We start from the raw sequence: 25,277 nt of genomic DNA, 5'->3' as shown, positions 1-25,277 counted from the left end.
ATCAAAATCTTAAACATAAATTATGAATACATTTTCATTCAAATCAGTACTGGCAGCTTCTGTATTTTTTGTTGGCGCAACTGGCTGTTTTGCACAAGACATTTTAGTGAATTCACTAAAAATGAATGCAAGCGAAAAAAGTAAAGATAGCTTTAAATTCACTGAAGTTATTAATCTTGGAACTACTTCGGTAAAAGCACAAGGTTCATCAGGAACGTGCTGGAGTTATTCAACCAATTCTTTCTTAGAATCAGAAATGATTCGTTTAGGAAAACAACCGGTTGAATTGTCTCAGATTTTTTCGGCAAGAAACGTTTATGTTGAAAAAGGAATCAATTACGTACGTATGCACGGTGCAGTTAGCTTAGGCGACGGTGGTGCATTACACGATGTAATTAATATGTATAAAAAATACGGAACCGTTCCGAGAGAAGTTTACACAGGATTAAACTACGGAACCGACAAAAATAAATTTGGCGAAATGGCCGCTCTTATCGAAGGAGTTTTGGCTGCTGTAGTGAAAAATCCAAACGGAGAATTAACTCCAAACTGGCAAAAAGCATACGCTGCTGTGATCGACTCTTATTTAGGAAAAACTCCTGAAAACTTTACTTATAAAGGAAAAAACTATACTCCGCAATCTTTTGCTAAAGAAGTAGTAGGAATCAATCCTGATGAGTATATCGAAATGTCATCTTTCACGACTTCTCCGTACTACCAAAAAACAACTATGATGGTACCGGACAACTGGTCGTTTGATCAGGTTTACAACGTAAAAGTAAACGACATGACTGATGTTATTGACAATGCTTTGAAAAAAGGATACACTGTAGCATGGGCAACTGACGTAAGCGAAAAAAGCTTTAGCTGGAAAAATGGTGTAGCTTATGTAGCTACTAAAAAATTCGACGACATGACGGCTGAAGAAAAAGCAGACATGTTCAACGGACCAAAAGCTGAACCGGAAATCACACCGGAAATGCGTCAGACAGCATTTGACAACTACACTACAACAGATGATCACGGAATGCACATCATTGGTTTAGCCAAAGATCAAACCGGAAAAGAATATTACATCGTTAAAAACTCATGGGGAGAAACAAACGATTACAAAGGTTTCTTGTTTGTAACTAAAAACTTCGTGAAATACAAAACGACTGCTTTAATGGTAAACAAAGGAGGAATTCCTTCTGATCTTGCTAAGAAATTAGGAGTATAATTACCTTAGAGTTTTAAAAAATAAAGAAGCGCTGCAATGAAAATTGTGGCGCTTTTTTTTTACCGCAAAATACGTAAAGGTTGACGCAAGGAACGTTAAGCGCTATTTTTTTGCCTAAATCAGGTATAAGTACTTGGATGAGTTGTTTTTAGTATCCATACATTCGTGTTGCTTAAGTCATTAAGAGGCACCTCCGAAAAGCCTGAACAGAGTAGGATAATCAAATCAACTATTAAAACATGTCAACATCACAAGTAATTACAGTACCTATTACAGAGCAACAGCATTTGCTATTTTTATTTCTTCCGTTAAAAAAAGGCCTTTTGGCAGAGGCACTAAAAGCTTCACAGCTAATTAGAGAAGCTGCAGCTCCTGCAACAGCACCAAACGGAGATCTCCGCAAAACAACCGGCGTTCATTATTTTACGATTTATGCACAAGAAGACGGAAAACCTACTCCGGGAATTCCGGTTCCGGGATTTCAATCTTTTCCGGGAAAAGACGTAATGGTGGTAATGTCAATCTATGACGGGCAATTTGATGCTTATATCAATGCTTTTTTTGAAATTGACGCCGTAGTAAATGGTTTAAATGGGCTGTTACATTTAATAGATGAAACAGGAATTCCCGGCGTAGACCCGGACGGACCAACCTCAGCAAGATATATCATCAAAAAGAAAGGGGTTAAAAAAAATGCAGCAGCATTCTTTTGTTTCCTGATGCGTTATAATTTTGGAGATCCTGTTTTTTCTGCCGGCGATAAAAACGGAAAATATACTTTTGGCACCAATTTCCCGGGTCTTACAGTCGCCAAGATTATTGATAAATATCCAAAAGCCAGTGAAATATGGCCACCTGCTCCAAGTGATGTCACTTATAGTTTTCCAAAAGCCCAAAAACCGGATTGCAAATAATTCTTAATCTTATTGCGATAAAAGATGAGCAATTCAAATCAGGCTGAGATGAATGATGTGCAGGGATTAATACTCAAAGGGTATAATTTTCCGCATATCAGGTACATTATTCTAAGCATAAAAGACGTTAATGGAGCCAAAAAACTCTGTGCCGGTCTTGCTTCACAAAACAATCCCAAAGGTTTGCATATTACCACTGCTGAACCCTGGAAAAATATGATTAAACCCAATTATTGTCTGAATATCGGGTTTACGTATTGGGGTTTAGAAAAACTCATAGGAGCAGCCAATTGTAACGAAATAAGTGATGATTCAAGTGCAGAAGTCTTTGCTTCCTTTAAAAAGGGAGCTATTGCTGACGCACCCGAAATGGGAGACACAGACGAAAGTGCTCCGGCTAACTGGTGGAAAAACGGAGGCTGGATACCAAAGCAAAAACCGGAGCCAGATGGTAGCGATCTTCATATTCAGTTAACGCTTTTTACTTTAACACCCGAAAACAGAGAAAAATATTATGCCGATTTGTTGCAAATGATTCCCAAAACAACGTCGGGAGCAGCTGTAATTCCGGTATACTATCAGGATTCAGATCCTATAACGGTTGATGGTAATTCAGATTATGTACATTTTGGTTATCGGGACAGTTTATCTCAGCCGCGTATTGATGATATTATATGGAACAAACCCAAACTAAAAAAATTAATGGGAATAAGCAGTATCGACGACAGACCAAAAGTTCCTCTGGATCGTTTTGTAATAAGTTCGGATGCCGATGATTATAATGCACATCCCCTTTTGGTAAACGGTTCCTTTGCGGCATTTAGATTATTGTATCAGGATGAAGCGAAGTTCAACAAATTCATCCATTCAGACCCTAAAACGTCACCCGAATTAATGGCTGCCAAAATGTGCGGACGCTGGCGCGATGGCACACCTCTTGTGGTCTCTCCTGACAAAGAAGATAAAACTTTGGGAGAGCCAAGCTCTAAAAATTTCAATTTTACGAACTTCAATTATTTAGCACCAAGTCCCAACCAGCAGGGCGATCAAAGCAGTGATGAAGATGGGTTAAAGTGTCCGTATGCAGCGCACATACGAAGAGCAAACCCGCGGGATGATTTTAATGTAACCGGAAACAGTAACAATGCCGAAACCCACAGAATTGTAAGACGCGCTTCGCCTTATGGTCCCGTATACGATCCTAATGAAAAAGCCGGTATACAAAGAGGACTCGTTGGATTGTTTATTGGAGCGGTTCTCGATTTTCAATTTCGTTTCGTTACGAAGCTCTGGTTAGAAATGGGCGGTTTCAGAAATCCCGATGATTCTCCAAATTACAGCGGTGTTGATCCTCTGTTTGGTCCGCAGGTTTCAGATGCCAATCCTTATGATTCCATTTTTGCTTTCAATAAAAACGATACCTATAACGAAGTTCCTGGTCTGACCCGTTTCATTCGTACTGATGGAAGTTTGTATTTGTTTTTACCGGGAATTACTGGTTTAAAATATATTGCAGAAGGAAAAATTCCGCCCTCATCATAGATTGAGAATTCCTTTTGATCTTACTGAGAAATTAGGGGTATAATTACCTTAGAATTTTAAGACTAAAGAAACGCTGCAATGAAAATTGTAGCGCTTTTTTTTAACCGCAAAGAATGCAAAGGTTTACGCAAGGAACGCGGATTATGCAGGTTCGCTTTGCGAAGACGCTGATAAAAACGGATTTCTTAGGAAGAAGAATTATTCTGTAATCAATAATAAAAAAATCCGCGCTGATCCGTGCTTTCGTGAAACGAATCCGTACAATCCGTGTGCTATTTTAACCGCAAAGTGCCCAAAGGTTTACGCAAGGAAGCTGTAACAAATTTTTATTTTATTCCAATTTGTTACAAAAGCTGTAACATTTTTTAAAAAATTTCAATTTTGTTTCAAAAAGCGTAACAAAATATTTTTAGTTTCAATTTTGTTTCAAAAACTTTAAAAGGTAAACAGACAAGCTAAAACAAAAAAAGAGATCTCAAACGAGACCTCTCTTTTATATAAATGATAAGTTTAAAAAAGAATTACTTCCCTTTCAATAATTTTTCTAAATATTCTACTTTCTCTTTCTCTGCCTGAACCAAACGTTCGTAAAGTTCTACTACTTTATCGAGGGGGTTGAATGAGCATTGATGATTTTGACTGAAAGCTCCTTGGCTATTGCTAAAATCAGTATCATTAAAGGTGTTGAAATAATTAATCATATTTTCTTCAGAGAAATTTTTAATAGCTTCTGCCGTTACACCAAGTGCTTTTGCAACTTCTACAAGTTTTTCTTCGTCAATAGTCTCACTGTTTTCCATAGCAGAGATAGCTTGTTGGTTTGTTCCTAACGCTTGCGCCAATGCTTCCTGCTTCATGTCTCTAAGTTCACGAATACGGCTAATTTTTCGCCCTATATGATTTGGTTTCGTTAATGTGCTCATAATTCAAAGATAATAATTAAGTATGATAACACGCATCGTAAAAAACAGATTTAGTGCCGTGTAATACCGCTAAAAATGATTCGGTACAGTACAATCTATTCTTTAATTGCGCCTATCAAACAAAAGTACGTTTTTTCGTATAATTATTAATCATAAACTTAACGCCATGACAAAAGAAAATCAAAGCCCTAAAGATCAAAATACCGTAATAACTGCTGTAGCCCAGTTTTTATCGACACTCTGGATGGAAGGAGAATTTAGAGACCAGCCCGCTTATTTAACCGAGATTTTCGAAGAGATTCTTAAAACCGAAATTGGAGACGATCTCGATCTGCGAACCAAAATGATCAGCTGTATCAAAACCAGTAAAATGCTGGCAAAAGCCTTAGATCCTTTTACCGATCAGGAAATCGAAAAAGCCAGCCTTAAAATCAGGAATATTTAGAAGGATTAAGCAGCCCAAAAGAGCGTTTTAACGTTTTTAAAAGGTCGTTGGTAGATTAAATAAGATATACCTAAGAACTATAAGTACCTTTAAGTAAAGTTTTGATATTTTCAACAAACTAATTTAAACATCATGAAAACGTATGCAACACTTCTACTCGCTATGGTGCCTATTTTTTCGTTTAATGCTTTTGGTCAGCATTCAGCTCCCACTCCAACAGCAATCGAAAACGCAACTTTACTATTGGACGGCACCCCTAAAGACGGACTTGTTATTGTGGGTTATTATGTTGAAGAAACCGTTCATATGGCTTTTGGAAAAAGAATTACCCAATACGAAGTTCCAAAAATAAGTATGATCGATACCTACAATCTGGGTCCGAACAACACCCGAACAGTAACTCCCATTTATGGAAAAGCAAAAGTAAAAATAGCTGAAGAGAGCTTACAGCCTAAAACTGTTTCTAAAACGGTTTCCGATGTCATTAACCCTGTTAAAGTCACGGTAATTGCTCCCACTGAACCTCAGAAATACATCAACGTAGATGTTGTAACTACCTACAAAAAAGTAATCGACAAGGGCTACAAAACACCAGAAATGCTCGCAAAAGTTGCTGACAAAGCTTATTTTGAAGGTGATCTGGTTACGGCTGCTAAATATTACGGCCAGCTTATTGAAATGACTGCTGATCCAGAGGCTATGCATTATTACCGCTATGCACAATCCTTAAAAGGAATTGATCAGATCGAAAAAGCCAATGAAATAATGAAACTGTTCAAAATTAAAAATTCGGTTAGTAAAGTTGCCCGAAAATAATATAAAAATAAAGTTGAGACTTCTGCTTATTTGCTGTTGCTTTAAAATCATACAAGTTCAATAACAGGAATACAGGTTCTAAGCCTCGCAACTCCCATGATGCGAAACAGGAAAGTTGCAGGAATTGGCAATGAAACACAATTGATTGGCTTTAGTATGAAGCCCATTAGCCAGTTCAATCTGATCGGCGTTTGCGATTTTTACTTTAGGATTGAGATGAACGGCAACAAAACGCCCGCTTCCGTCTGGAGAGACTTCAAGTGTCGCTTCTGCATCATCTGAGTATTCCAGAACTTCTATTCCGTTTTGAGCGCATACATACAAATACGACATCATGTGACAGGAAACGAGACTGCTCAACAATAAATCTTCAGGATTATACAACTCAGGATCTCCTTTAAAAGCTTTCGCTGCCGAAACATTTAAAACCGGTTTTCCTTCGATGGTAATCTGATGGCTTTTGATGTAAAATCTTTTTGTTGCGTCTTCGCCTTTTGGTTTAAAAGTCCATTTTACGGCTGCCTTGAATAAATGTTTCATCACGATTGTCTTTTTGTTCTTGCGAAGTTAAGATTTTATATGGTTTGCGAATTAGTCTTATCTGAATGTGACGTTTTTTACAAACTCACCTTACCGCATTGTCATTTCGACCAGAGAGAGACTCGAACGATAACAACTGACGAAGTAAATCGCATGCGAAATTTGACAAAGATTGGGATTCTAGGAGCGGAGTTTCTTGTGTGATTTCTCCCTCCGGTCGAAATGACACAAACGGGTTAAATTACTTCTTCAATTCATTGTCATTGAAATGCTGGGGCAATTCAAACTTCTTTAAAACAAAAAATGGCCGGAATTGCTTCCGGCCATACTTACTCAATTCAAAACCTGAGTTTATATTTATTTTGTTGGGTGTGGTGCTATTAAATTAACTGTAACAGAACCTCCTCCATCTAAAGTAGTTCCTTTTTTGAAAGCTCCTGTAGCAGGATCAACTTCATAAATTGCAGCTACAGCATCAACAGGACTAATTGCAGTATAATATTTCCCTTTAAATACCAATGGCGAACGTACCATTGAAACTGGGCTTAAAGGTGTATTAATCAACGAAACTGTTTTGTTTTTCAAATCAATTCTAACCAACTGTCCTACATTTTTTAAACGGTCTCTTACGGAAGTCATTAACTCTTCGTATTGAACGGTACCAATTGCAATTCCGTTACCCACATAATTTATTCCCATCAAACAGGCTTGTTTTCCTAATGGTGTGGTTACATCAATAAAATAATCTTTATCAAAATCTGCTGCGCCTTTTTTAATACGTACCACTCCTGATTTTCCACCTACTCCAGTCCAGAATTTACCGGCACTCGCTACGAAGTAATGGTTTCCTTCTTCGTCTTTGTCTAATGAATTTAAGTAGTCATAACCCACTCCACCTTCAGTTGCAGTACTTTTGATTACTTTTAAGTTATTCATTGCAGGATAATCGTAAACCAAAGCTCTTACGCCATCAACTGTATACGATTTTGATTCGTTATCGTAAAAATAACCTCCCAAAATAAGCTTACCGTTGTCTACAAATGCTCTTCCCACAGAAAACTGAACTCCTTTTTTAGCTGCATCATAAGGTACAGCCAATGTTCCTTTTGCTTCGATCGTGAAGTCGCTTAGTTTGATTCTGGCCCAGCCCACAGTACCATTATTGATATCCAGTCCGCCAAGAACCAGCATGGTATTATCGTCTACAATATTCAAGGATTGAAAGTAATTCGGAACCACTCCGTCTGTAAGTATTGCTCCTTTTTCTTTTAAACTTCCGTCTTTACCCATTTCGTATTGAATGAATTTTTTCTGCGGAAGGTTCATCAAATAAACATACTGTTTGTGCCAGATATAACGAGATCCGTTAGCCTCAATACCTTTACCTTTAAAAGTTAAAGATCCTTCTGCCAATGAAGGTACTGATGCGATATATTGCAAATCCTGAGTCCAGCTGGCAATTGTAAAATGCTGTGCACTTTCGGCTTCTACTTCATCTGACTTTGAACTGCAAGAGCTTACGACTGCAGCAAACATAGTAACAGCAGAAACCATAAAGGTTGTTTTCTTTAAGAACGATTTCATTTTCATTGATTTTAAATTTAATTGGTTATTGTAAAAAATATCGTAGTTTCAAACTGAAAAACCTTCCCGGCTTTTGCAGTAAGTAATTGTCATAAACTTGTTTGTCTAAAATATTACGACAGGCAAAATTGGCACTGTAACGTCCGTTTCCAAAAATGTAACCAAAACCGGCATCCTGAACGAACTGGGTTGGAATGTACATTTTCTCTCGTGCTTCCCCCAGACTAGGCCAGCCTAAATAATACTGATGAACATAATGTGTGCTAACAAAAAAGGAAATTTTCGGTTTCATTTGAAGCATCTCATCCAGGAATACTCTCGCCTCTGCATTTGCCATTAAATAAGGGGTGTTTCGCAATCGGTCTTTATAAACATGATTGGGCGCACCGTTCCCCTCAAAGCGCTGCATATTTCTAATATCCTGATAGGTAAAATTGAATGAGGTTTCCAACCATTGCTTTCGGGCATAATTGGCTTCAACCTCAACCCCAAGGGTACGTATTTTTCCTAAATTTTCATAGCGGGCGGTTCCCATCAAATCTCCCTCTGTTAACCAAATCAGATTTTTGGTATCTCTGAAAAAAACATTAAGACCAAAATTTATATTCTGAACCGTATTACGAATTGTTTTCTGAAGGGATGCATTCACATTGAAGCTTCGTTCAGGCTGCAAATCCGGTGAATTTACTATCGTATTACCATTACCCAGAAGCTCTATGGCTTCCGGTAACCGGGCAGTATTTTCAGCCGAAAATTTTATGGTATAGTCTTTTGGTAACAACAATTTAGAGGTGTATCCAAAGGCCCATGCATTGTCTTTCGTATTCTGATAAAAGGTTTCCTTAGAGCTTCCTCCATTGTAATCAAATACAACAGCATTGGCTTCATAAGCAAAATACTTTGTAAAGAAAATATTCTTCCAACGGTCGTCGAATGAAGAAATCTCATACGATAAACCCGCAACATGTTTGTTCAGATCCTGAGGCTGTCTCAGCGGAATTGTCCAATCTGCTTCGGCAATAGCATCACTGCCTTTTCTTCTGGTAGCGGTAAACACATAATTTAAATTGACCTCCTGATTCTCTCGTATGCGATAGACAAAATTAATTCTGGCCAACTGTGTACGATCCTGAAAAGAGTAAATGGATTTTCCCGATCTGATTCCTCCCAATTCTCCGTCTACTGTTCCGATAGGTTTTCCGGTCCAGTTGTATTTATAAGAACTGGTATCTGTTGTTGTACCTCTTAACTTGTTTATAGAAGCATAGAGGTCTACATCTAAGTTTGAAAATAAAAATCCTTTCTTAGAATAGCGCAGAGAAGGCATAACAAACTTCTCGTTATAGCGCACGTCTCCATACACATAAGCCATTGTTCTTCCTGTTTGGATCCCTCTGTCCTGATCTGACAAAGTAAACCCTAACAGCAAGGCATCTGCCCATTTGACATTGGTAAAACCAATATCAGTTCTAATGGTGTACGACTTATAATCGTCATTAAATCTTTTGAATCTTGGATAACCCGGAATAGGTCTTCCATTTTCTCCCGCAACTTCTACCGTTGGACCCCAAACGGGATAATTATTGTCTGAATAATTAAAAAAAGAATTCGTTTGCAACGTAAAACCGGATTCATTTCTCCATTTTCCCGATAACGCTGTACGATAGGTATTGAATGAACCAATGGTTTGCGACACATCGATATAATTTTTAAGACGACTGCGTGTTACAAGGTTTACAGAACCTCCAAGTGCATCGGCACCAAAAGAAACCGGAGTAACTCCTTTATAGATTTCGATTCTTTCGAGTGTATTGATGGAAAAATTGTTGATGCTGAATGATGATCCGAAATTTTCCATCGGAATCCCATCTACAAAAAACTTTACTGCTTTACCGGATAATCCATTAATCGAATAATTGGTTTCAGAGCCCATTCCACCGGACTCCTGTACGCGAATACCGGATACTCCATCCATTAAACGATTCAAATCGACATCACGTTCAGCCAGTTTTTTTGTATTGATAACAGAAACGGCAAACGGCTGTTCTTTGATTTTAGTTTCAATCGTTTTGCCAAACAAATCAACAGAATTTAACACAACCGAATTCGATTTTAACGCTATAACAATTTCTTCTTTCTGATTCTGTTCGACAACAACAGCCATTTCCCGGATTTGATAACCCGTCATCGATACCACTAACTGATATTTTCCTGATGCAATATTTTGAAAAACAAATTTCCCTGAGCTATTACTTTTCACTACCACAGCAGTATTTTGCAATTGAATTTCGGCACCGGCAACAGGCTGATTGTTATCGTCAAGTATATAACCTGTAAAACTGGCATCCCCATTATTCTGAGCATAAACTGCAGTACCTACGATCATTAAAATAACCGTTAAAAAAAATCTCTTCAATTGCATCACTGATAATTTGTTCCCTAAACCAATAACTTCTCTATTTAGTTGTATCGGTTTTTCTTCTCTATTCTTTTTATTTCTATTTCCTTATAGCTTAAAACGTTCCGACAGTCTGGAGCTAAATACTCTTGGTAAACCTTCGGCAATTTCATCTCTGGTTGCCGTTATTACCTCATAGTCGGCATCTGTCATGGCGAGATAGGTTTGTCCTTTTTGCAATTTTACCTTGTCCTGATACACCGTTGTACAGCCTGAAGTTCCGGTACCAATATTAAATTCCTGCACTTTTGCTGAATCGCTGATAACTGAAACGGCTCCGCAAAACTTAACATCGTTTGCCTGTCCCAAAAGATCCATTGAAATGTTGCATTGACTTCCCGGTTCAACCAAAAAAGATAAACTTCCAATATTTATCTTCTTAATCTCCTGACCGTTTAAATTGTTCACTAAAATCTGTGAAGCAAAAGTTGAGGAATTGTAGTAGTGTAAACTGACAATTCCAAATAACACACAGGCCGCAGTTGTTAGTGCAGCATAGAGGAATCTGTTCTGAGATTTTGGTTTTGCGTGAATGGTCCTGGAGGCAATAGTGCTCCAGATCTCTTCTTTTAGTCCGTCTCGTTGCGGAGAGGTAATAATTTCTCGTTCTAAATCTATAACACTTAACCATTGCTCCACTGTTACCCTTTCGGCAGCATTGCATTCCTTTCGCGCATATTTTTCTAATAAATCGGATGTAATAAACACAGTCTTGGTTTTATTATATAATGATGTAGTTGCACAAGTCCTCGCTAACCCTACACAGGGGAGTAAAAAAAATGACCAAACTTCGAAAAACTTTTAAATGGTCGCGAATGTGCCGAAGTGCTCTTGTAATATTTCCTTCAACGGCTTTCTCTGTAATAACAAGAGAGGCGGCAATAGAACGGTTATCCATCCCGTCTTCCCTGCTCATTAAATACACCTGTCTGCAGCGTTCCGGAAGTGTGCTGATGGCCAGCTGTAGTTCCCGAAGCAGATCTTTATGTAAAATATGCTCTTCTGTATTGTTGGATACTTTATTTATCTCAGCAAAATGAGTACTTTCGTACTTCTTTTTAGTGACCTGCTTTCGATGATATTCTAATATTTTTAATTTTGCAGCACCGTATAGATAGGCTCTGATAGAAGTTTCGATTTGTAATTGTTCCCGTCTTTCCCAGATGCTGATGAAAATTTGCTGTACAATTTCCTTTGCAGCTTCTTCGTCACCGGCATGATGTCTGCAAAAACAAAACAGTTCATTCCAATACAAATCATAAATCTCCGGAAAGTTTCTGGCGTTAATGTTTAGATATTGCTTTTCCATAGAAATAAAAATATGACACAAAACTATCTTATTTAGACTAAATAAAATTAAGAATATTCAAATTTTGTACTATATTTTTAAATCTGCTTGTATAATATTCTAATAATTTGCCTTTTAAAGAATAAAAAAAAGATAGTGCTATAAGCCCTATTTTACTGGGTTTAAGCCAGTATTTACCCCCGTGACACAAGAAAATACCGCAATCTTTTCTCTACTGTGGATTGTATTTCCATTTGACAAGTCCTATCAGAATCGTCTTTCTTTTTCAAAAATATTTATTTGTTTGACCGCCTTATCCCCGATTCAAAAATTGGCAAATTAACTAAATATCGCATTGTCACATCGAGAACAAAATCATATTTTACAAAGTCAATTTAACTGTAAAAAACTTTTGGAGACTATGTACTATAAGCAAGAATAATCTTATTATTTTATTGCGTAAAAGTGACGCTTTGCCCTGTAAAATGGTATTTTATTTCAAAAAACTTGTGAAAAAGGTTAAAAAATGACCGCTTTAATAATGATTTTAGCATTAAAAATCTATTACTTTTGTAAAAGGAGTCTCAACTGAAGCAATTAATGTAACTTTTACAGACGGTTACATTTATTAAGTGTCTACACGACATTTAAGAAATTAAGAATTGAGAAACGAAATTAAAAGGATTATATATTTACCACTAAAAATTTGAATATGCTTAACAGTTATAGCTCTGCAGATAAAGTTTTGTTAGCAGTAGATTGTATTATTTTTGGGTTTGATCGCGAAGGTTTGAAAATTCTTTTAATCAAAAGAGGATTCGAACCTGAAAAAGGAAAATGGTCTTTGATGGGAGGTTTATTAAAGCAAGACGAAGTACTCGACAATGCTGCGATACGAGTTTTGAAAATGTATACGGGATTAAACGATGTATATATGGAACAGCTTTATGCCTACAGCGAAATTGATCGTGACCCCTTAGAAAGAACCATTTCGGTTTCGTACTATGCTTTGATTAATATTGAAGATCACAATGCCGAGCTTATTGAAAATTATCATGCGCAATGGTTTAGTGTTGCCGATGCTCCGAGTTTAATTTTCGATCACAACGAAATGGTGCAGCAAGCCATCAGAATATTGCGTTACAAAACTTCGATCAAGCCAATTGGTTTTGAATTACTTCCTGAGAAATTCACCATGCGCCAATTATTAGAATTGTACGAAGCTATTTTGAGCAAAGAACTGGACAAGAGAAACTTTATCACTAAGATTAATACTATGGGAATTCTGAACAAACTGGACGAAAAAGACATGCAGTCTTCCCGAAAAGGATCTTATCTCTATACTTTCAATAAAGAAAAATACGAAGAGAAACTGCGCAACAATTTTGTTTTAAACTTGTAAAATAATCAGACTGTCATTTCTTAAATTTGGAAGTGCGGGCTGAAAAATTATAACGAGTTTCGAATCAAAAGAGACGATTTATTTTCTATCTGCTGCTTGTGTCCGTGAAGCACCATATCGGCTAAAATCTCTCCCATCATTTCAAAATCGGTCGAAATGGTGGCAATGCCGTTAGCCACAATCTTTTTCAAAGGAGTTTCGTTATAAGAAATAATTCCGAAATCCGTTCCAAGTTTAAGGCTTTGCGATTGGGCATTTTCAATAACACGAACCAGATCACGATCGTTGGGTATAATGTACAAATCACCTGTATTGATTTCTCCGTTTGTAAATTCTGTGATGATATCAAACTTAAAATCATACTTTGTACAAAAAGCAATAAAACCGGTTTTCATTCCCAACGGTTCTCTAAATCCCGGAAAAATCAGAATGAGCTTTTTGTACTTATTCATTTGTGATTTCCCTTTTACTAAACCTTCAAAAATATCTTTTTCGTGATTTTGATAAACTGCCGGATACAATTTCAAATCCGGATTGGTCTGGTCCAAGATGATAACCTCCCCTACTGGTAGGTTTTTTATCATATCTGCCACATCGGTTAAATTGGTGGGCATGATGATGTACTTGGTGTAATTTCCGTTACTGTCAGTAATCAGTTTTTGAAATACCTGAGCATTAAAATGATGAAAGAAAATATCAACCTGAACGTTCTTTCCAATGTTCTGTATAAACGAATTATAGATGTCTTCTTTGAAACTGTTTAACTCATCAAAAAGTAAAAAAATCTTTTGCTTGATATTGATTTCAACGCTTTTAACATAATAGCCTTTACCCGGAATGGCATAAATTATCCCTCTTTTTTTAAGCTCATCGTATCCCAATAATACTGTATCACGTGACAACGAAAAGGCCAGACAGACTTTATTGACTGACGGAAGCCGATCGCCTTTTACCAGTTTTTCTTCCTCAATTGCCTTCTCAATAGAGAGAATAATCTGCTTGTATTTTGGTAAACCAATATTGCTTTGGATGGAAATTATATTCATAAAAAATGGATTTTGGCGCAATATACAAAAAACTGGTAGGTACTGGTATGCAAGAACAGATTTTGTTTCTATTTTTGGGTTTCATTTTTGGTAAAAAAAATATGAAAATAAAACAAATATCACACCTTTCGAACACATCTGCCATGGAATCATTTGGTTTATTGCCCGATAACGAAGAAATTCTTTCTTTTGAATTGAGCAACAAAAACGGAATGAAAGCAAAAATTATCAATTACGGTGCAACACTAACCTCTTTGTTAATTCCGGTTGCAGCAGGTGGGTTTGTTGATGTTGTTTTAGGTTTCGATACTCTGGAGTCTTATCTGGCTTCTTATCATTTACCAAGCGCTCCTTATTTTGGCGCTACCGTTGGGCGTTATGCCGGACGAATCGACAAAGGTATTTTTAGCTTAAACGATCAGACATTTCAATTGAATACCAACAACAATGGCAATGCCTTACATGGCGGGTACATTGGCTTTGGGCAAAAAACATGGAACATTACCCATATTACTTCGGGCGATAATCCTACGATAACTTTAAGTCTTTTGAGTGAGAATTTAGAGGAGAATTATCCCGGGGCTTTACAGGTTGATTTGACTTATACTTTAACGGAAGAAAACGAATTAAAACTAGAATATAAAGCGACCTCAACAGAAGATACGATTGTGAATCTTACTCATCACACTTATTTTAATCTTGAGGGACATCATCGGGATTTGTTAAACCAGACGCTCTTTATTGATTCTGACAGAATGCTGGAAACCGATACTGAGAATATTCCAACCGGAAATTTCATTGCTCTTTCTGATCATGATTTTGATTTCAGAATGGCTAAAAGATGCCCGGAATTTATTGACCATTCGTTTGTAATTGAATCCGGAAAAGCGGTTTCCGCCACTTTATCCAGTATCGGAAACAATTTGCAGATGAAAGTTATTACAGATCAGCCCAGCGTACACATCTATGTAGGCGGAAATTGTTTTGGATCTGTAAAAGGGAAAGAAAATGCAGCTTACCATGCATTTAGCGGAATTTGTTTTGAAGCACAAAATTTTCCGGATGCTCCTAATCATAAACATTTTCCGAATTCGGTTTTACGAAAAGGAGAAACCTATCATCAAAAAACCCTTTACCGATTTGAAAATATAAACTAATGCTTGCTAAAAACCAACCAAAAACTAAAAGCTATTTCTTTCAACCACTACCCAATGAATGATATTTTAATACAAAACACAACCGCTTTTTTTGAGAAGTCTTTTGGGGCCGCTCCGCAAAAAGTGGTGCTCTCTCCCGGAAGGATCAATATTATAGGAGAACATATTGACTACAACGACGGCTATGTTTTACCTGCGGCCATCGACAAGATCATTTGTTTTGCTTTTGAAAAGAACAACACCAACAGCTCTAAAATAATAGCCATTGATTTGAACGAAGCCTTTGAAATTGATTTAAAAGCAGAAATTCTTTTAAGTGATAACGTCTGGACGAATTATATCAGAGGCGTAATCAAACAATTACAGGACAATGGTTTTGTGTTTGAAGGTTTCAACTGTGTCTTTAGCAGCAACATTCCGGTAGGTTCCGGTTTATCCTCTTCTGCTGCTTTAGAATGTGGAATGATTTTCGGAATTGCATCGCTTTTCGATTTAGAAATCAAAAAAGCCGACATTGCTTTATTAGGGCAAAAAGCAGAACACTGGGTGGGGATCAATTGTGGTATTATGGATCAGTTTTCGAGTGTTCACGGTCTTGAAAATAAAGTGATCAAACTGGATTGCAATACTCTGGATTTTGAATATCACAACGCCGATTTCAAAGATTATGCTCTGGTTTTATTTGACAGTAATGTAAAACATTCTCTTTTTACCTCTGAATACAACACCAGAAGACAGGAGTGCGAACAAGGGCTGGCGATTATAAAACATCATTTTCCTCAAATCAAAAGTTTTAGAGATTGTAGCGAAGAACAGCTTTTGACGTTGCAGCATCAAATGTCGCCAACCATTTTTAAAAGGGTACATTTTGTAATAAAGGAAATTGATCGTGTTGAAAAAGCCTGCGAAGCATTAGATCAGGGAAATATTACACTTTTGGGACAACTACTTTTCGAAGCACATTATGGTTTATCGCAAGAATACGAAGTTAGCTGTAAAGAGCTGGACATGCTTGTAAATACGGCAAAAACAGACGATTTTATTATTGGATCACGCCTAATGGGGGGTGGTTTTGGGGGGTGCACCATAAATTTTATTAAAAAAGGACATGAAAATGAGGTGAAAAATAAGTTTTCAAATCTTTATTTAAATACATTTGGGATTGAATTAAAATTTTATGATGTAACAATCTCTAATGGAACAAGACTACTTCTTTAACATCACAAAAACTATAAATGAAAAACTTTGACATCAACGAAGATCCGCACAGACGTTTCAATCCATTACTAAACGAATGGATTTTGGTATCACCTCATCGAGCCAAACGTCCGTGGCAAGGGCAAAACGAGACTCTTGCAACTGAAACTCTTCCAAAGCACGACCCAAACTGTTATCTCTGTCCGGGTAACGTTCGCGCCAACGGAGAACACAATCCGAACTACAAAGACAGCTTTGTCTTTGAAAATGATTTCGCCGCGATGAAACAGGACGAAATTATATTTGAGGAAGATATCAAGCATACTTTTTTTAAAACCAAACCCGAACAGGGAATTTCAAAAGTAGTCTGTTTTTCACCGAAGCATGATCTTACTTTACCGGAGATGGAAATTGACGAAATTGAGAACATTGTAAAAGTCTGGCAAAAAGAATACGCTGAACTGGGAAGCATCAAATACATCAATCACGTTCAGATTTTTGAAAACAAAGGAAGTATTATGGGCTGCAGCAACCCGCATCCTCATGGTCAGATCTGGGCACAGTCGTCACTCCCAACTCAGGTTGAAAGAACACAACAAAATCTGAAATCTTATTTTGATAAGAACAACCGAACGCTTCTTCAGGATTATATCCAGGCAGAATTAAAAACCGGTGACCGTGTCGTAATCGAAAACGATGATTTTATTGTTTTAGTTCCGTTTTGGGCAATCTGGCCGTATGAAACGATGATTGTAAGCAAAAGAGTTGTAAATAAAATTACTGATTTTACGGAAGAAGAAACCAATTCCTTTGCTGTAATTTTAAAACAACTGACCATCAAATACGATAATTTATTCAGTACCTCTTTTCCGTATTCATCAGGAATCCATCAATCACCTACAGATGGTTTAGAACATCCGGAATGGCATTTCCACATGCATTTCTATCCGCCCTTGTTGCGATCAGCCACAGTAAAGAAATTTATGGTTGGTTATGAAATGTTAGGCGAATCTCAAAGAGACATTACCCCTGAAAGAAGTGCCGAAGTTTTAAGACTACAGTCGGACGTGCATTACAAATCAAAAATAAAATAAGACTTTAACCTATTTTGCCCCACAAATTGTTACAGCTTTGAAAACCATACTTAAAAAAAATAAGTACGCCTTAGCTCTTTTTTACCCTTTAATACAGAATCACATTAATAAATCAAATCAAAAACGAATAATCGACCCAAATCAAAAAAATAAAAAAAACAATATTTAAACCACCTCAGACAAATATTGTTTTTTACCCTTTACTAATCAAACAATCACTATCTAATTATTAAAAATAGTACTATCAATGAACCAGAACCTTGCTTTCGCAGATTATGCGGTTTTTATTATTTACTTCATCGTAGTTTCGGTCTACGGATATACCGTTTACCGAAAACGTAAACAGGACGAACAAGATGCTAAAGCTTACTTTTTGGCCGAAGGAAACCTGACCTGGTGGGCTATTGGAGCTTCTTTAATTGCTTCAAATATCTCGGCAGAACAATTTATCGGAATGAGCGGCGAAGGTTTCTTTTTAGGAATTGCCGTTGCAGCTTATGAGTGGATTGCTGCCATAAGTCTTATTGTTGTCGCAGTTTGGTTTATTCCTGTGTACCTAAAGAATAAGATCTATACGATGCCACAATTCTTAAAAACACGTTATAATGATTCTACTGCTTTAATCATGGCTGTTTTCTGGTTGTTCTTGTACGTTTTTGTAAACTTAACTTCTATTTTATATTTAGGAGCTGTGGCCATTAACGGTATGGCCGGAGGAGAATACCTGCATATTATCATGATCGGATTGGCATTATTTGCCTTATTCATCTCTCTTGGAGGTATGAAAGTTGTTGCCTATACGGATGTTATTCAGGTTGCGGTTCTAATCATTGGAGGTCTGGTCACCACTTATATTGCTCTTACCACTGTTGGACAATATTTTGGAGTAGGACAAAATGCAATTGCCGGATTTAAAGTTTTAATGAAGGAAGCACCGGAACATTTTAAAATGATTATTCCAAGACCAACTGCAACATCCTCTCAGCTTGATATCAACAAATACCTGACTTTCCCTGGTTTGATGTCTTATCTTGCCGGTATCTGGATCATCAACCTGAATTACTGGGGATGCAACCAATACATTACGCAAAGAGCCTTGGGTGCCGATTTACAAACTGCACGAACCGGTATTTTGTTTGCCGGTATGCTTAAATTATTAATGCCTATAATCGTAATGTTACCAGGTATTGCTGCCTATGTTTTATACCAAAACGGACATTTACCACAATTAGTCGGAGGAAAAGACGGAGCTTATTCTGCCATACTGACTTTCCTTCCAACCGGATTAAAAGGCCTTTCAGTAGCGGCACTAACCGCAGCAATTGTAGCTTCGTTAGCCGGAAAAGTAAACAGTATCTCGACGATCTACACTTTGGATATTCACAAAAAATATATTCAGAAAGAAGCTGGCGAAAAACAACAAGTGAACATTGGAAGAATTGCCGTTTTTGGAGCGATGCTTTTGGCAGTGTTATTTACCTGGAATGATATTTTAGGAATTGGAGGCGTTGGCGGATTTACCTATATTCAAAAATATACAGGCTTTATCAGTCCGGGAGTTTTTGCCATGTTTGTTTTAGGAATGTTCTGGAAGCGAACTACGGGAGCTGCAGCTGTGGTAGGGGTAATTTTAGGTTTTGTATTGTCTGTACTCTTCAACGAATATGCTCCTGCCTTATTTGGAAATGAGACCTTATTGTACACTGCATATCCAAACGGAAAGGGAGCTTTTGAAATCCCTTTTCATATTTGTATGGGATTATCATTCATCTTTACGACTTTGGTGATGGTTTTAATCAGTTTTGCAGGTCCTAAAGTAAATCCTAAAGCATTCGAAATCGATTCCGAAATGTTTAAAGTAAAACCACAGACTACTGTTTTAATTGTCATTACATTATTGATTATTGCAGCCTTGTACATTAAATTTTGGTAGTTTTATTATCTTCTTTTTTGAAAAATAAAATCGTACGGGGAAAATCACATTTTTTAGAAATTATGTTATTAATCTAGGAAAAACACACTTTTTTAACCTCTGTTAATCAGATATTTAAGCACATAATTTTATTAAACCCGACAAGTTTTAGAGCTTGTCGGGTTTTTAATTTTGATAGGTCACCGCCTTATTTTACACTATTTCTCTCAAAATTATCATCCCAAAATTCTTTGCTTTTTTTTCCGAAACAAAAAAGTAAATAACTAAATTTTAAATACTTAACCTACAATAATGAGTATTTGAATAAAGTAATTTCTTACTACATTTGAAATTCGTATTGCTTTTTTAAACTTCAACATATTATCTACAGAAATGAGCAATACATCGAATTAATAGAATGTATAACAAAAAAACCTTTTTATTATGGCGAAAAATTTAAAACTTTTATTGTTCTGTATTATTATCTATTGTATTCCCAATTTAGCAGAAGCACAGTTGGGTACCTCCTGCGGCATTCCGGCCTGGTATGCCGTCACGCAATATTCAAGTAACTCTTATGTCCGGTACAATAATATTGTGTACAAAAGCAATTCCTGGTCTCAGGGAGCCGGCAGTACTCCCGGATCAAGCAGTTCATGGTCGGCAGTAGGAAGCTGTGACGAGCAATTAATTATTAATAATCCATCTCTGGCTTATACCGCATGCAGTACCGTTTCTGACTGGAACAGCGCAACACCCAACTACAATGTAAACAACATTATAAGATACAACAATGGTGTCTATAAAGCCAAATACTGGGTCGCCGGAACAGAAATTCCTGATCAGTCTTCTGCTTACACTTTTCTGGGTGTGTGTATCAAACCCATAGCCATTTCTCCTGCCTACGCAGATGGACAAATTATTATAAAAAACACATTATCGGCCATCAATCTTACCGCATCACTTAATCTGTACGGTTTATCGGCAACACAAAATAAGGTCGAAATAAAAAAGACAACAGAGTCTTCTTATACAACTTACAATATGAGTTTATCCGGCACTACGATATCGTACAACTGGACCCCGACCGCTTATGGGGATTACAATATTCGGTATACCGTTGTAAATTCAGTTGGAGTAAGCACCATAGTAAACACCACTATTAAAATTGCGATTACTGCTCCAGCTGTTATAAACATTACAAGTCCACTAAATTCTACATCCTATTCTCAACTTAATTTCTCTCCTATAAGCATTACTTTTACTATTCAGCCTTCGTCCGGAAGTTCAATTAGCAGCATACAGTTTAAGGACCTTACCGCCGGAACTAGTTCTAATGTGATTACCAATTCGCAAAATTCTTACACCTTTAATTGGACCCCTCAGAATTACGGAAGCAATTCACTGCAAATAGCAGCCACTGACAACAACGGGACCACAGCAACATCCGGTTTACAACTTACTATTGTGAATCCTGCCACACAAAATATCTCCTTTGCTTCTCTTCCAAATCAAATAAAAGCGATTAGTGGAATACAAAAAACGTTCGTATTCGATAAAACTATTACTTCCTTAAAAAGAAGAAACGTTACCGTATTTGATTACACTATTACTGGAAATACTTTAAAAATTATCCCTAAAAAAGCGGGCAGATCCGGACTTCAAATAACCACTTCAGATGGTTCAATATATCATCTTGGTTTAAGAATAGACAATACCAATGGAAGCGTTTCAAAATATCCTGATTATGTTGCTGTAGGATCTGTATCCGAAGACACTAACGATGATGTCAATTTTTTCAACAATGGTATTGACGACAGCAATCTGCTCAAAAATAACAGAATGGAGGTCAGATATATTTATATCAACGGAGGTCCAATAGCCGGATGGAATACCTGGCAGCCTGACAGAGCTATAAAATTTGCGAGGAATTCTGTAAAAATGGGACTTATTCCTTTCTTTGTTTTTTACAACATTCCTGACGGAAGTGAATCTTATGAGCTGGATCTGGCACACGTAAAAGATCCTGCCTATATGACGGCTTATTTCAGTAATCTCAACCTTTTTCTGAATCAGGTTAAAGCTGAATTAGGAGATGAGTTTTTCGGAGTGGTATTAGAGCCCGATTTTCTGGGCTATATGCAGCAGTATAACGAACCTATAACTACTACAACAGCCGTAAATGCAACGAGTATTGCCCAAAATGTCGGTACTTTAAAAACCTTAGTAGAAAGAATCAATTTTGAGCTCAACAAGAAGAGAACAGACGAAAACCTGAATATGGAATTTGGATGGCAGCTCAATCTTTGGGCAAAAGCCGGTGTAGCCGGTCCAAAAGGAATTATCAGAGAAACAGATACCGGTACCTTTACTACCCAACTGAATAAAATTAAACAAACCGCTTTGGATATTTTTCAATACACCAATAGTATGGGAATTATGTCTAATAATGCAGACTTTATTTCTATTGACAAATATGGTCTTGATGCCATGGGTGCCGGAAGCACCGGTAATCCTGCCGATCCCTTCTCTTATACCTGGTTCTGGAATAATGACCACTGGATGAATTACCTGAATTTTGTTCAAAAGCTTTACGAAGCCTCCGGCAAACATGTTGTCCTATGGCAAATCCCGGTAGGACATATCAATGGTTCAGAAACCATAAATGAACGAACAGCAGGTCCTTTCCAAATTTTAAATAATACCAGCCAACACTACGAAGATTCTGCTACGACTTTTTTCTTTGGGGATACTGTAAATTTCTCCAATGACGCGCTTCGTTATAACTATTTCAGTCAGAATAAACATGCCGATCCTAAACTTCTGGTTAATCCCACTACAAAAAAAGTGACTTTTGGAAATCACTTTGCAGAAGTAAAAAATAGCGGAACCAAACTTGTCTTAATGGGAGCAGGTGTAGGAGCTAGTACGGATGGAATTGGAAACCCGGGAACTACGCTGACTGATGATCATTTTTGGATTCAAAAATTACAGGATTATTATATCAATCAAACTTCCGCCACTAGTAAGTCCAGTAACGCTGCTACTGTAAATGATGATCTAACTTTTGATTCCTCTCTGATTATCTACCCTAACCCGACTAAAGAAGAACTGAACATCAACACAGAAGAAAAAGTTGAAGTCGTATATGTTTTTGATATGAATGGTGAAAATGTTATCACCCTGAAAAATAAAACTAAAATCAATCTCTCCGAACTTAAAAACGGCTGGTATATAGTAGCTGTAAAACTTGAAAATGGTAAAAAGATTTCTAACAAAATATTAAAAAATTAAACAGGATCTTAAACCTAAAATTATTTTTTAAATAATATAAATAAAAGGAGGCGTTAGTGAACGCCTCCTTTTTTTGTTTTGGTGTATCTGTTTCCTTATGTAAACCTTTGCATGCTTTGCGGTTAAAAAAACAGTACACGAATTGCACGGATTAGCGTTCTTTTTTTAAGGGCTAATTGGGGCACAGCATTTTGATGTAACAAAACAGGAAATAAAAATATTTTGTTACAGTTTTTGAAACAAATTTGAAATTTTATAAAAATTGTTACAGCTTTTGAAACAAATTTGAATAAAAAAATAATTTGTTACAACTTCCTTACGTAAACCTTTGCGCACTTTGCGGTTAAAAATATTTTTGAACTTTAGCCCATAAATCATTTTATTTTAACAGGAAAAATATTTATACCAACATTTTAATTACTTTTAACACAATAATTAACCAAAAACAAAACAAAAAATGAAAAAATTAATCTTTGCTTTATTTATTATTTCCGGAGCAGCTTTTGCACAGGATATGGAAGTAGTAAAAGGAAATTTTGACTTCTTAAAAGATCAAAAAGAAATCAATACCGAATTTGATTACAGCAACTTCACGATGATGAAAGAAAAAAAATCGGAAGCGCAGTATGTTAAGGAACATAAAGCCGAATTGGATGAAAAGGCAAAAGGCAACGGAAACATTTGGGAAAAAAAATGGATTAGTGCAAAAGACCAAATCTGGACTACCAAATTTTTAGAAATCGCAAATATTGTTTTAACTAAAGAAAAAAAGGATTTGAATTTTCAGGAAAATTTAAAAACTCCTTATACTTTAATTGTTACAGCAGTATGGATCTATCCGGGTTGGGATGCCGGGATTATGAAACAGCCCGCAAAAGTAACGACCAACTTAAAATTTGTTGAAACCGCTAATAAATCAAATGTCCTTTTAGAAATTACAAGCGAAGAAGCTCCGGGTGATCAATGGGGCAGTAATTTCAGCAACGAAACCAGAATTGGTGAAGGATTTGCCAAAACCGCAAAATCAATGTCTAAACTTATAGTAAAAAAAGCATATAAATAAAACGATAAGAGGAGAGTTGTCATAAAACAACTCTCCTCTTTATTTCCCTATATTAATTTTAAAAAACGATAAAACCTAAAATATGACGCTGCAATAGAAACAATCACCTAAACAAAAGCCCTGATTATTCAGGGCTTTGTTCTTTTTGCATATTTAGTAAATAGGCCATATTCTTTATCACGTGATCGTGTTTTTTTACAAACGGATTTTCTTCGTTCCAAACATATCCTGCCAATACCGAACAGATCTTTTCTTTCACATCCGGATTTTCCGGCTGATGAAAAAACAAAGTCTGAAGATTCCCAGTGTACCATTCCTGTACATACGTGGTAAAAACAGCTATCCCCCTTTTCATATATCCGGTGAATTCTGTTTCCCAATCTACTTCGATTCCCTGAGATTCTTTAAGGTACAACTTGGCCGCCAGCATTCCGGATTCGGTTGCAAAGGCCACTCCAGATGAAAATACCGGATCTAAAAATTCAGAACTGTTTCCTGTTAAAGCAAAACCATCACCGTACATTCTTTTTACCGCTCTTGAATAATTCTCCAGTTTTACCGGCTCAAATAAAAATTCGGTTCCTTTAAATCTTTTGATATAATAATCTGATTTCTGAATCGCATTTCTTAAGGCCTCCGCATTGTCTTTATTTTCTGAAAGCGAATTAATAAAATCGGTTGGTCCAACAACCCCCAGACTGGTATTTCCGTTTGAGAAAGGAATTACCCATAACCAAACTTCTGTTTCGAGAATATCAAAAGAGATTTGAGTTCCTTCTTCTCCTTCTTCTCTGTTAATATCTTTTACATGTGTAAATATCGAAGAGTGCGGATCTAATTTTGAAGGCGTATCCAGGTCTAAAAGTCTTGGTAAAACACGACCGTATCCACTGGAATCAATAATGAATTTAGCATGTATTTCTTTTAGATTTCCATCCTTATCTTTTACAATTGTTTTAGAATTTTTACCCTCAAAAGAAACTTCCAGAACTTCTGTTTCAAATTCCAGATCAATTCCTTTTCGAATCACTTCCTGTGCCATCGTGTTGTCAAAATCAGCACGCGGTACCTGCCAGGTCCAGTCCCAGCCTTCACCAAATTTTTTACTGAAATCGAAAACACAAATTTCTTCTCCTCTGATAAAACGAGCGCCAAGTTTTTTTTCAAAATTCATGGCATCAAGACTTTCAAAAAGCTCAGCCTCAGCAAAATGATCCATTACCCGGGGGATAAGACTTTCCCCAACTACAAGTCTTGGAAACTTTGTTTTTTCAACTACTTTTATCTTAATGTTGTTTTTGTGAAGATACGATGCCGAGACACATCCTGATGGTCCTGCGCCAATGACTAAAACATCAACAAACTCCTTTATCATATTAATAT

Annotated in this window: 20 protein-coding genes; 12 read left to right on the top strand and 8 right to left on the bottom strand. The window is 36.7% G+C overall.

From position 1 onward, the window contains the following. Positions 1-22: 22 nt before the first annotated feature. The 3 genes from ACAM30_RS08810 (at position 23) to ACAM30_RS08800 (ending at position 3,675) form a co-directional block, all read left to right on the top strand. Entirely contained in the window at positions 23-1,219 is a 1,197-nt protein-coding gene (locus ACAM30_RS08810; RefSeq protein ID WP_369618151.1) for an aminopeptidase C, read from the top strand. A gap of 239 nt (positions 1,220-1,458) precedes the next feature. Further along, on the top strand, positions 1,459-2,133 hold the full coding sequence (locus tag ACAM30_RS08805) for a hypothetical protein (protein ID WP_369618150.1): 675 nt from the start codon (positions 1,459-1,461) through the stop codon (positions 2,131-2,133). 24 nt (positions 2,134-2,157) lie between these two features. After that, entirely contained in the window at positions 2,158-3,675 is a 1,518-nt protein-coding gene (locus ACAM30_RS08800) for a Dyp-type peroxidase (protein ID WP_369618149.1), read from the top strand. A 521-nt stretch (positions 3,676-4,196) separates the two neighbouring features. Here ACAM30_RS08800 and ACAM30_RS08795 read toward each other — a convergent pair. Beyond that, positions 4,197-4,598 (bottom strand): helix-turn-helix domain-containing protein, encoded by a 402-nt coding sequence (locus ACAM30_RS08795; RefSeq protein WP_369618148.1) that lies wholly within the window; start codon positions 4,596-4,598, stop codon positions 4,197-4,199. Between the two features lie 166 nt (positions 4,599-4,764). Between ACAM30_RS08795 and ACAM30_RS08790 the strand changes: the two genes are divergently transcribed. Together ACAM30_RS08790 and ACAM30_RS08785 are read left to right on the top strand one after the other, a co-directional pair. Beyond that, positions 4,765-5,043: a hypothetical protein gene (locus tag ACAM30_RS08790; protein ID WP_369618147.1), complete on the top strand. Its 279-nt coding sequence runs from the start codon at positions 4,765-4,767 to the stop codon at positions 5,041-5,043. Between the two features lie 132 nt (positions 5,044-5,175). Next, the gene (locus ACAM30_RS08785; protein WP_369618146.1) at positions 5,176-5,859 is read left to right on the top strand and encodes a hypothetical protein; all 684 of its coding nucleotides are present in this window, start codon (positions 5,176-5,178) and stop codon (positions 5,857-5,859) included. Between the two features lie 78 nt (positions 5,860-5,937). Here the strand turns inward: ACAM30_RS08785 and ACAM30_RS08780 are convergent, their stop codons facing one another. From ACAM30_RS08780 to ACAM30_RS08760, 5 genes are all read right to left on the bottom strand, one after another. Next, entirely contained in the window at positions 5,938-6,399 is a 462-nt protein-coding gene (locus ACAM30_RS08780) for an OsmC family protein (protein ID WP_369618145.1), read from the bottom strand. A gap of 357 nt (positions 6,400-6,756) precedes the next feature. Continuing rightward, the gene (locus ACAM30_RS08775; RefSeq protein ID WP_369618144.1) at positions 6,757-7,983 is read right to left on the bottom strand and encodes a DUF4374 domain-containing protein; all 1,227 of its coding nucleotides are present in this window, start codon (positions 7,981-7,983) and stop codon (positions 6,757-6,759) included. Between the two features lie 25 nt (positions 7,984-8,008). After that, a complete protein-coding gene (locus tag ACAM30_RS08770) occupies positions 8,009-10,369 on the bottom strand; it encodes a TonB-dependent receptor (RefSeq protein ID WP_369618143.1) in 2,361 nt (786 codons plus the stop codon). 120 nt (positions 10,370-10,489) lie between these two features. Then, complete coding sequence (locus ACAM30_RS08765; protein WP_369618142.1) at positions 10,490-11,149, bottom strand: hypothetical protein; 660 nt, start codon at positions 11,147-11,149, stop codon at positions 10,490-10,492. A 13-nt stretch (positions 11,150-11,162) separates the two neighbouring features. Then, on the bottom strand, positions 11,163-11,750 hold the full coding sequence (locus ACAM30_RS08760; RefSeq protein WP_369618141.1) for an RNA polymerase sigma-70 factor: 588 nt from the start codon (positions 11,748-11,750) through the stop codon (positions 11,163-11,165). A 691-nt stretch (positions 11,751-12,441) separates the two neighbouring features. Between ACAM30_RS08760 and ACAM30_RS08755 the strand changes: the two genes are divergently transcribed. After that, positions 12,442-13,131, top strand: coding sequence for an NUDIX domain-containing protein (locus tag ACAM30_RS08755; RefSeq protein WP_017496929.1), 690 nt, complete (start codon positions 12,442-12,444; stop codon positions 13,129-13,131). Between the two features lie 47 nt (positions 13,132-13,178). On the opposite strand, the gene ACAM30_RS08750 is transcribed toward ACAM30_RS08755, so the two are convergent. Next, a complete protein-coding gene (locus tag ACAM30_RS08750; protein WP_369618140.1) occupies positions 13,179-14,177 on the bottom strand; it encodes a GntR family transcriptional regulator in 999 nt (332 codons plus the stop codon). 101 nt (positions 14,178-14,278) lie between these two features. On the opposite strand from ACAM30_RS08750, the gene ACAM30_RS08745 reads away from it, so the two are divergent. The 6 genes from ACAM30_RS08745 to ACAM30_RS08720 all read left to right on the top strand — a co-directional run bounded on the left by ACAM30_RS08745 (position 14,279) and on the right by ACAM30_RS08720 (position 23,894). Continuing rightward, positions 14,279-15,334, top strand: coding sequence for an aldose epimerase family protein (locus ACAM30_RS08745; protein ID WP_369618139.1), 1,056 nt, complete (start codon positions 14,279-14,281; stop codon positions 15,332-15,334). A gap of 54 nt (positions 15,335-15,388) precedes the next feature. Continuing rightward, positions 15,389-16,552: a galactokinase gene (galK, locus tag ACAM30_RS08740; protein WP_369618138.1), complete on the top strand. Its 1,164-nt coding sequence runs from the start codon at positions 15,389-15,391 to the stop codon at positions 16,550-16,552. Positions 16,553-16,569: 17 nt separating this feature from the next. Beyond that, entirely contained in the window at positions 16,570-17,625 is a 1,056-nt protein-coding gene (locus ACAM30_RS08735) for a UDP-glucose--hexose-1-phosphate uridylyltransferase (RefSeq protein WP_369618137.1), read from the top strand. 247 nt (positions 17,626-17,872) lie between these two features. Then, a complete protein-coding gene (locus tag ACAM30_RS08730) occupies positions 17,873-19,558 on the top strand; it encodes a sodium/sugar symporter (protein WP_369618136.1) in 1,686 nt (561 codons plus the stop codon). A 423-nt stretch (positions 19,559-19,981) separates the two neighbouring features. Next, a complete protein-coding gene (locus ACAM30_RS08725) occupies positions 19,982-22,831 on the top strand; it encodes a T9SS type A sorting domain-containing protein (RefSeq protein WP_369618135.1) in 2,850 nt (949 codons plus the stop codon). A gap of 457 nt (positions 22,832-23,288) precedes the next feature. Beyond that, positions 23,289-23,894, top strand: coding sequence for a hypothetical protein (locus tag ACAM30_RS08720; protein ID WP_369618134.1), 606 nt, complete (start codon positions 23,289-23,291; stop codon positions 23,892-23,894). A 124-nt stretch (positions 23,895-24,018) separates the two neighbouring features. On the opposite strand, the gene ACAM30_RS08715 is transcribed toward ACAM30_RS08720, so the two are convergent. After that, the gene (locus ACAM30_RS08715; RefSeq protein ID WP_070906173.1) at positions 24,019-25,269 is read right to left on the bottom strand and encodes an NAD(P)/FAD-dependent oxidoreductase; all 1,251 of its coding nucleotides are present in this window, start codon (positions 25,267-25,269) and stop codon (positions 24,019-24,021) included. Positions 25,270-25,277: the final 8 nt, after the last annotated feature.

The sequence above is a fragment of the Flavobacterium sp. CFS9 genome (assembly GCF_041154745.1).
GTDB lineage: Bacteria > Bacteroidota > Bacteroidia > Flavobacteriales > Flavobacteriaceae > Flavobacterium.
Note: the sequence above shows the minus strand (reverse complement) of the source record. Positions and strands in the feature narration are given on the sequence as shown.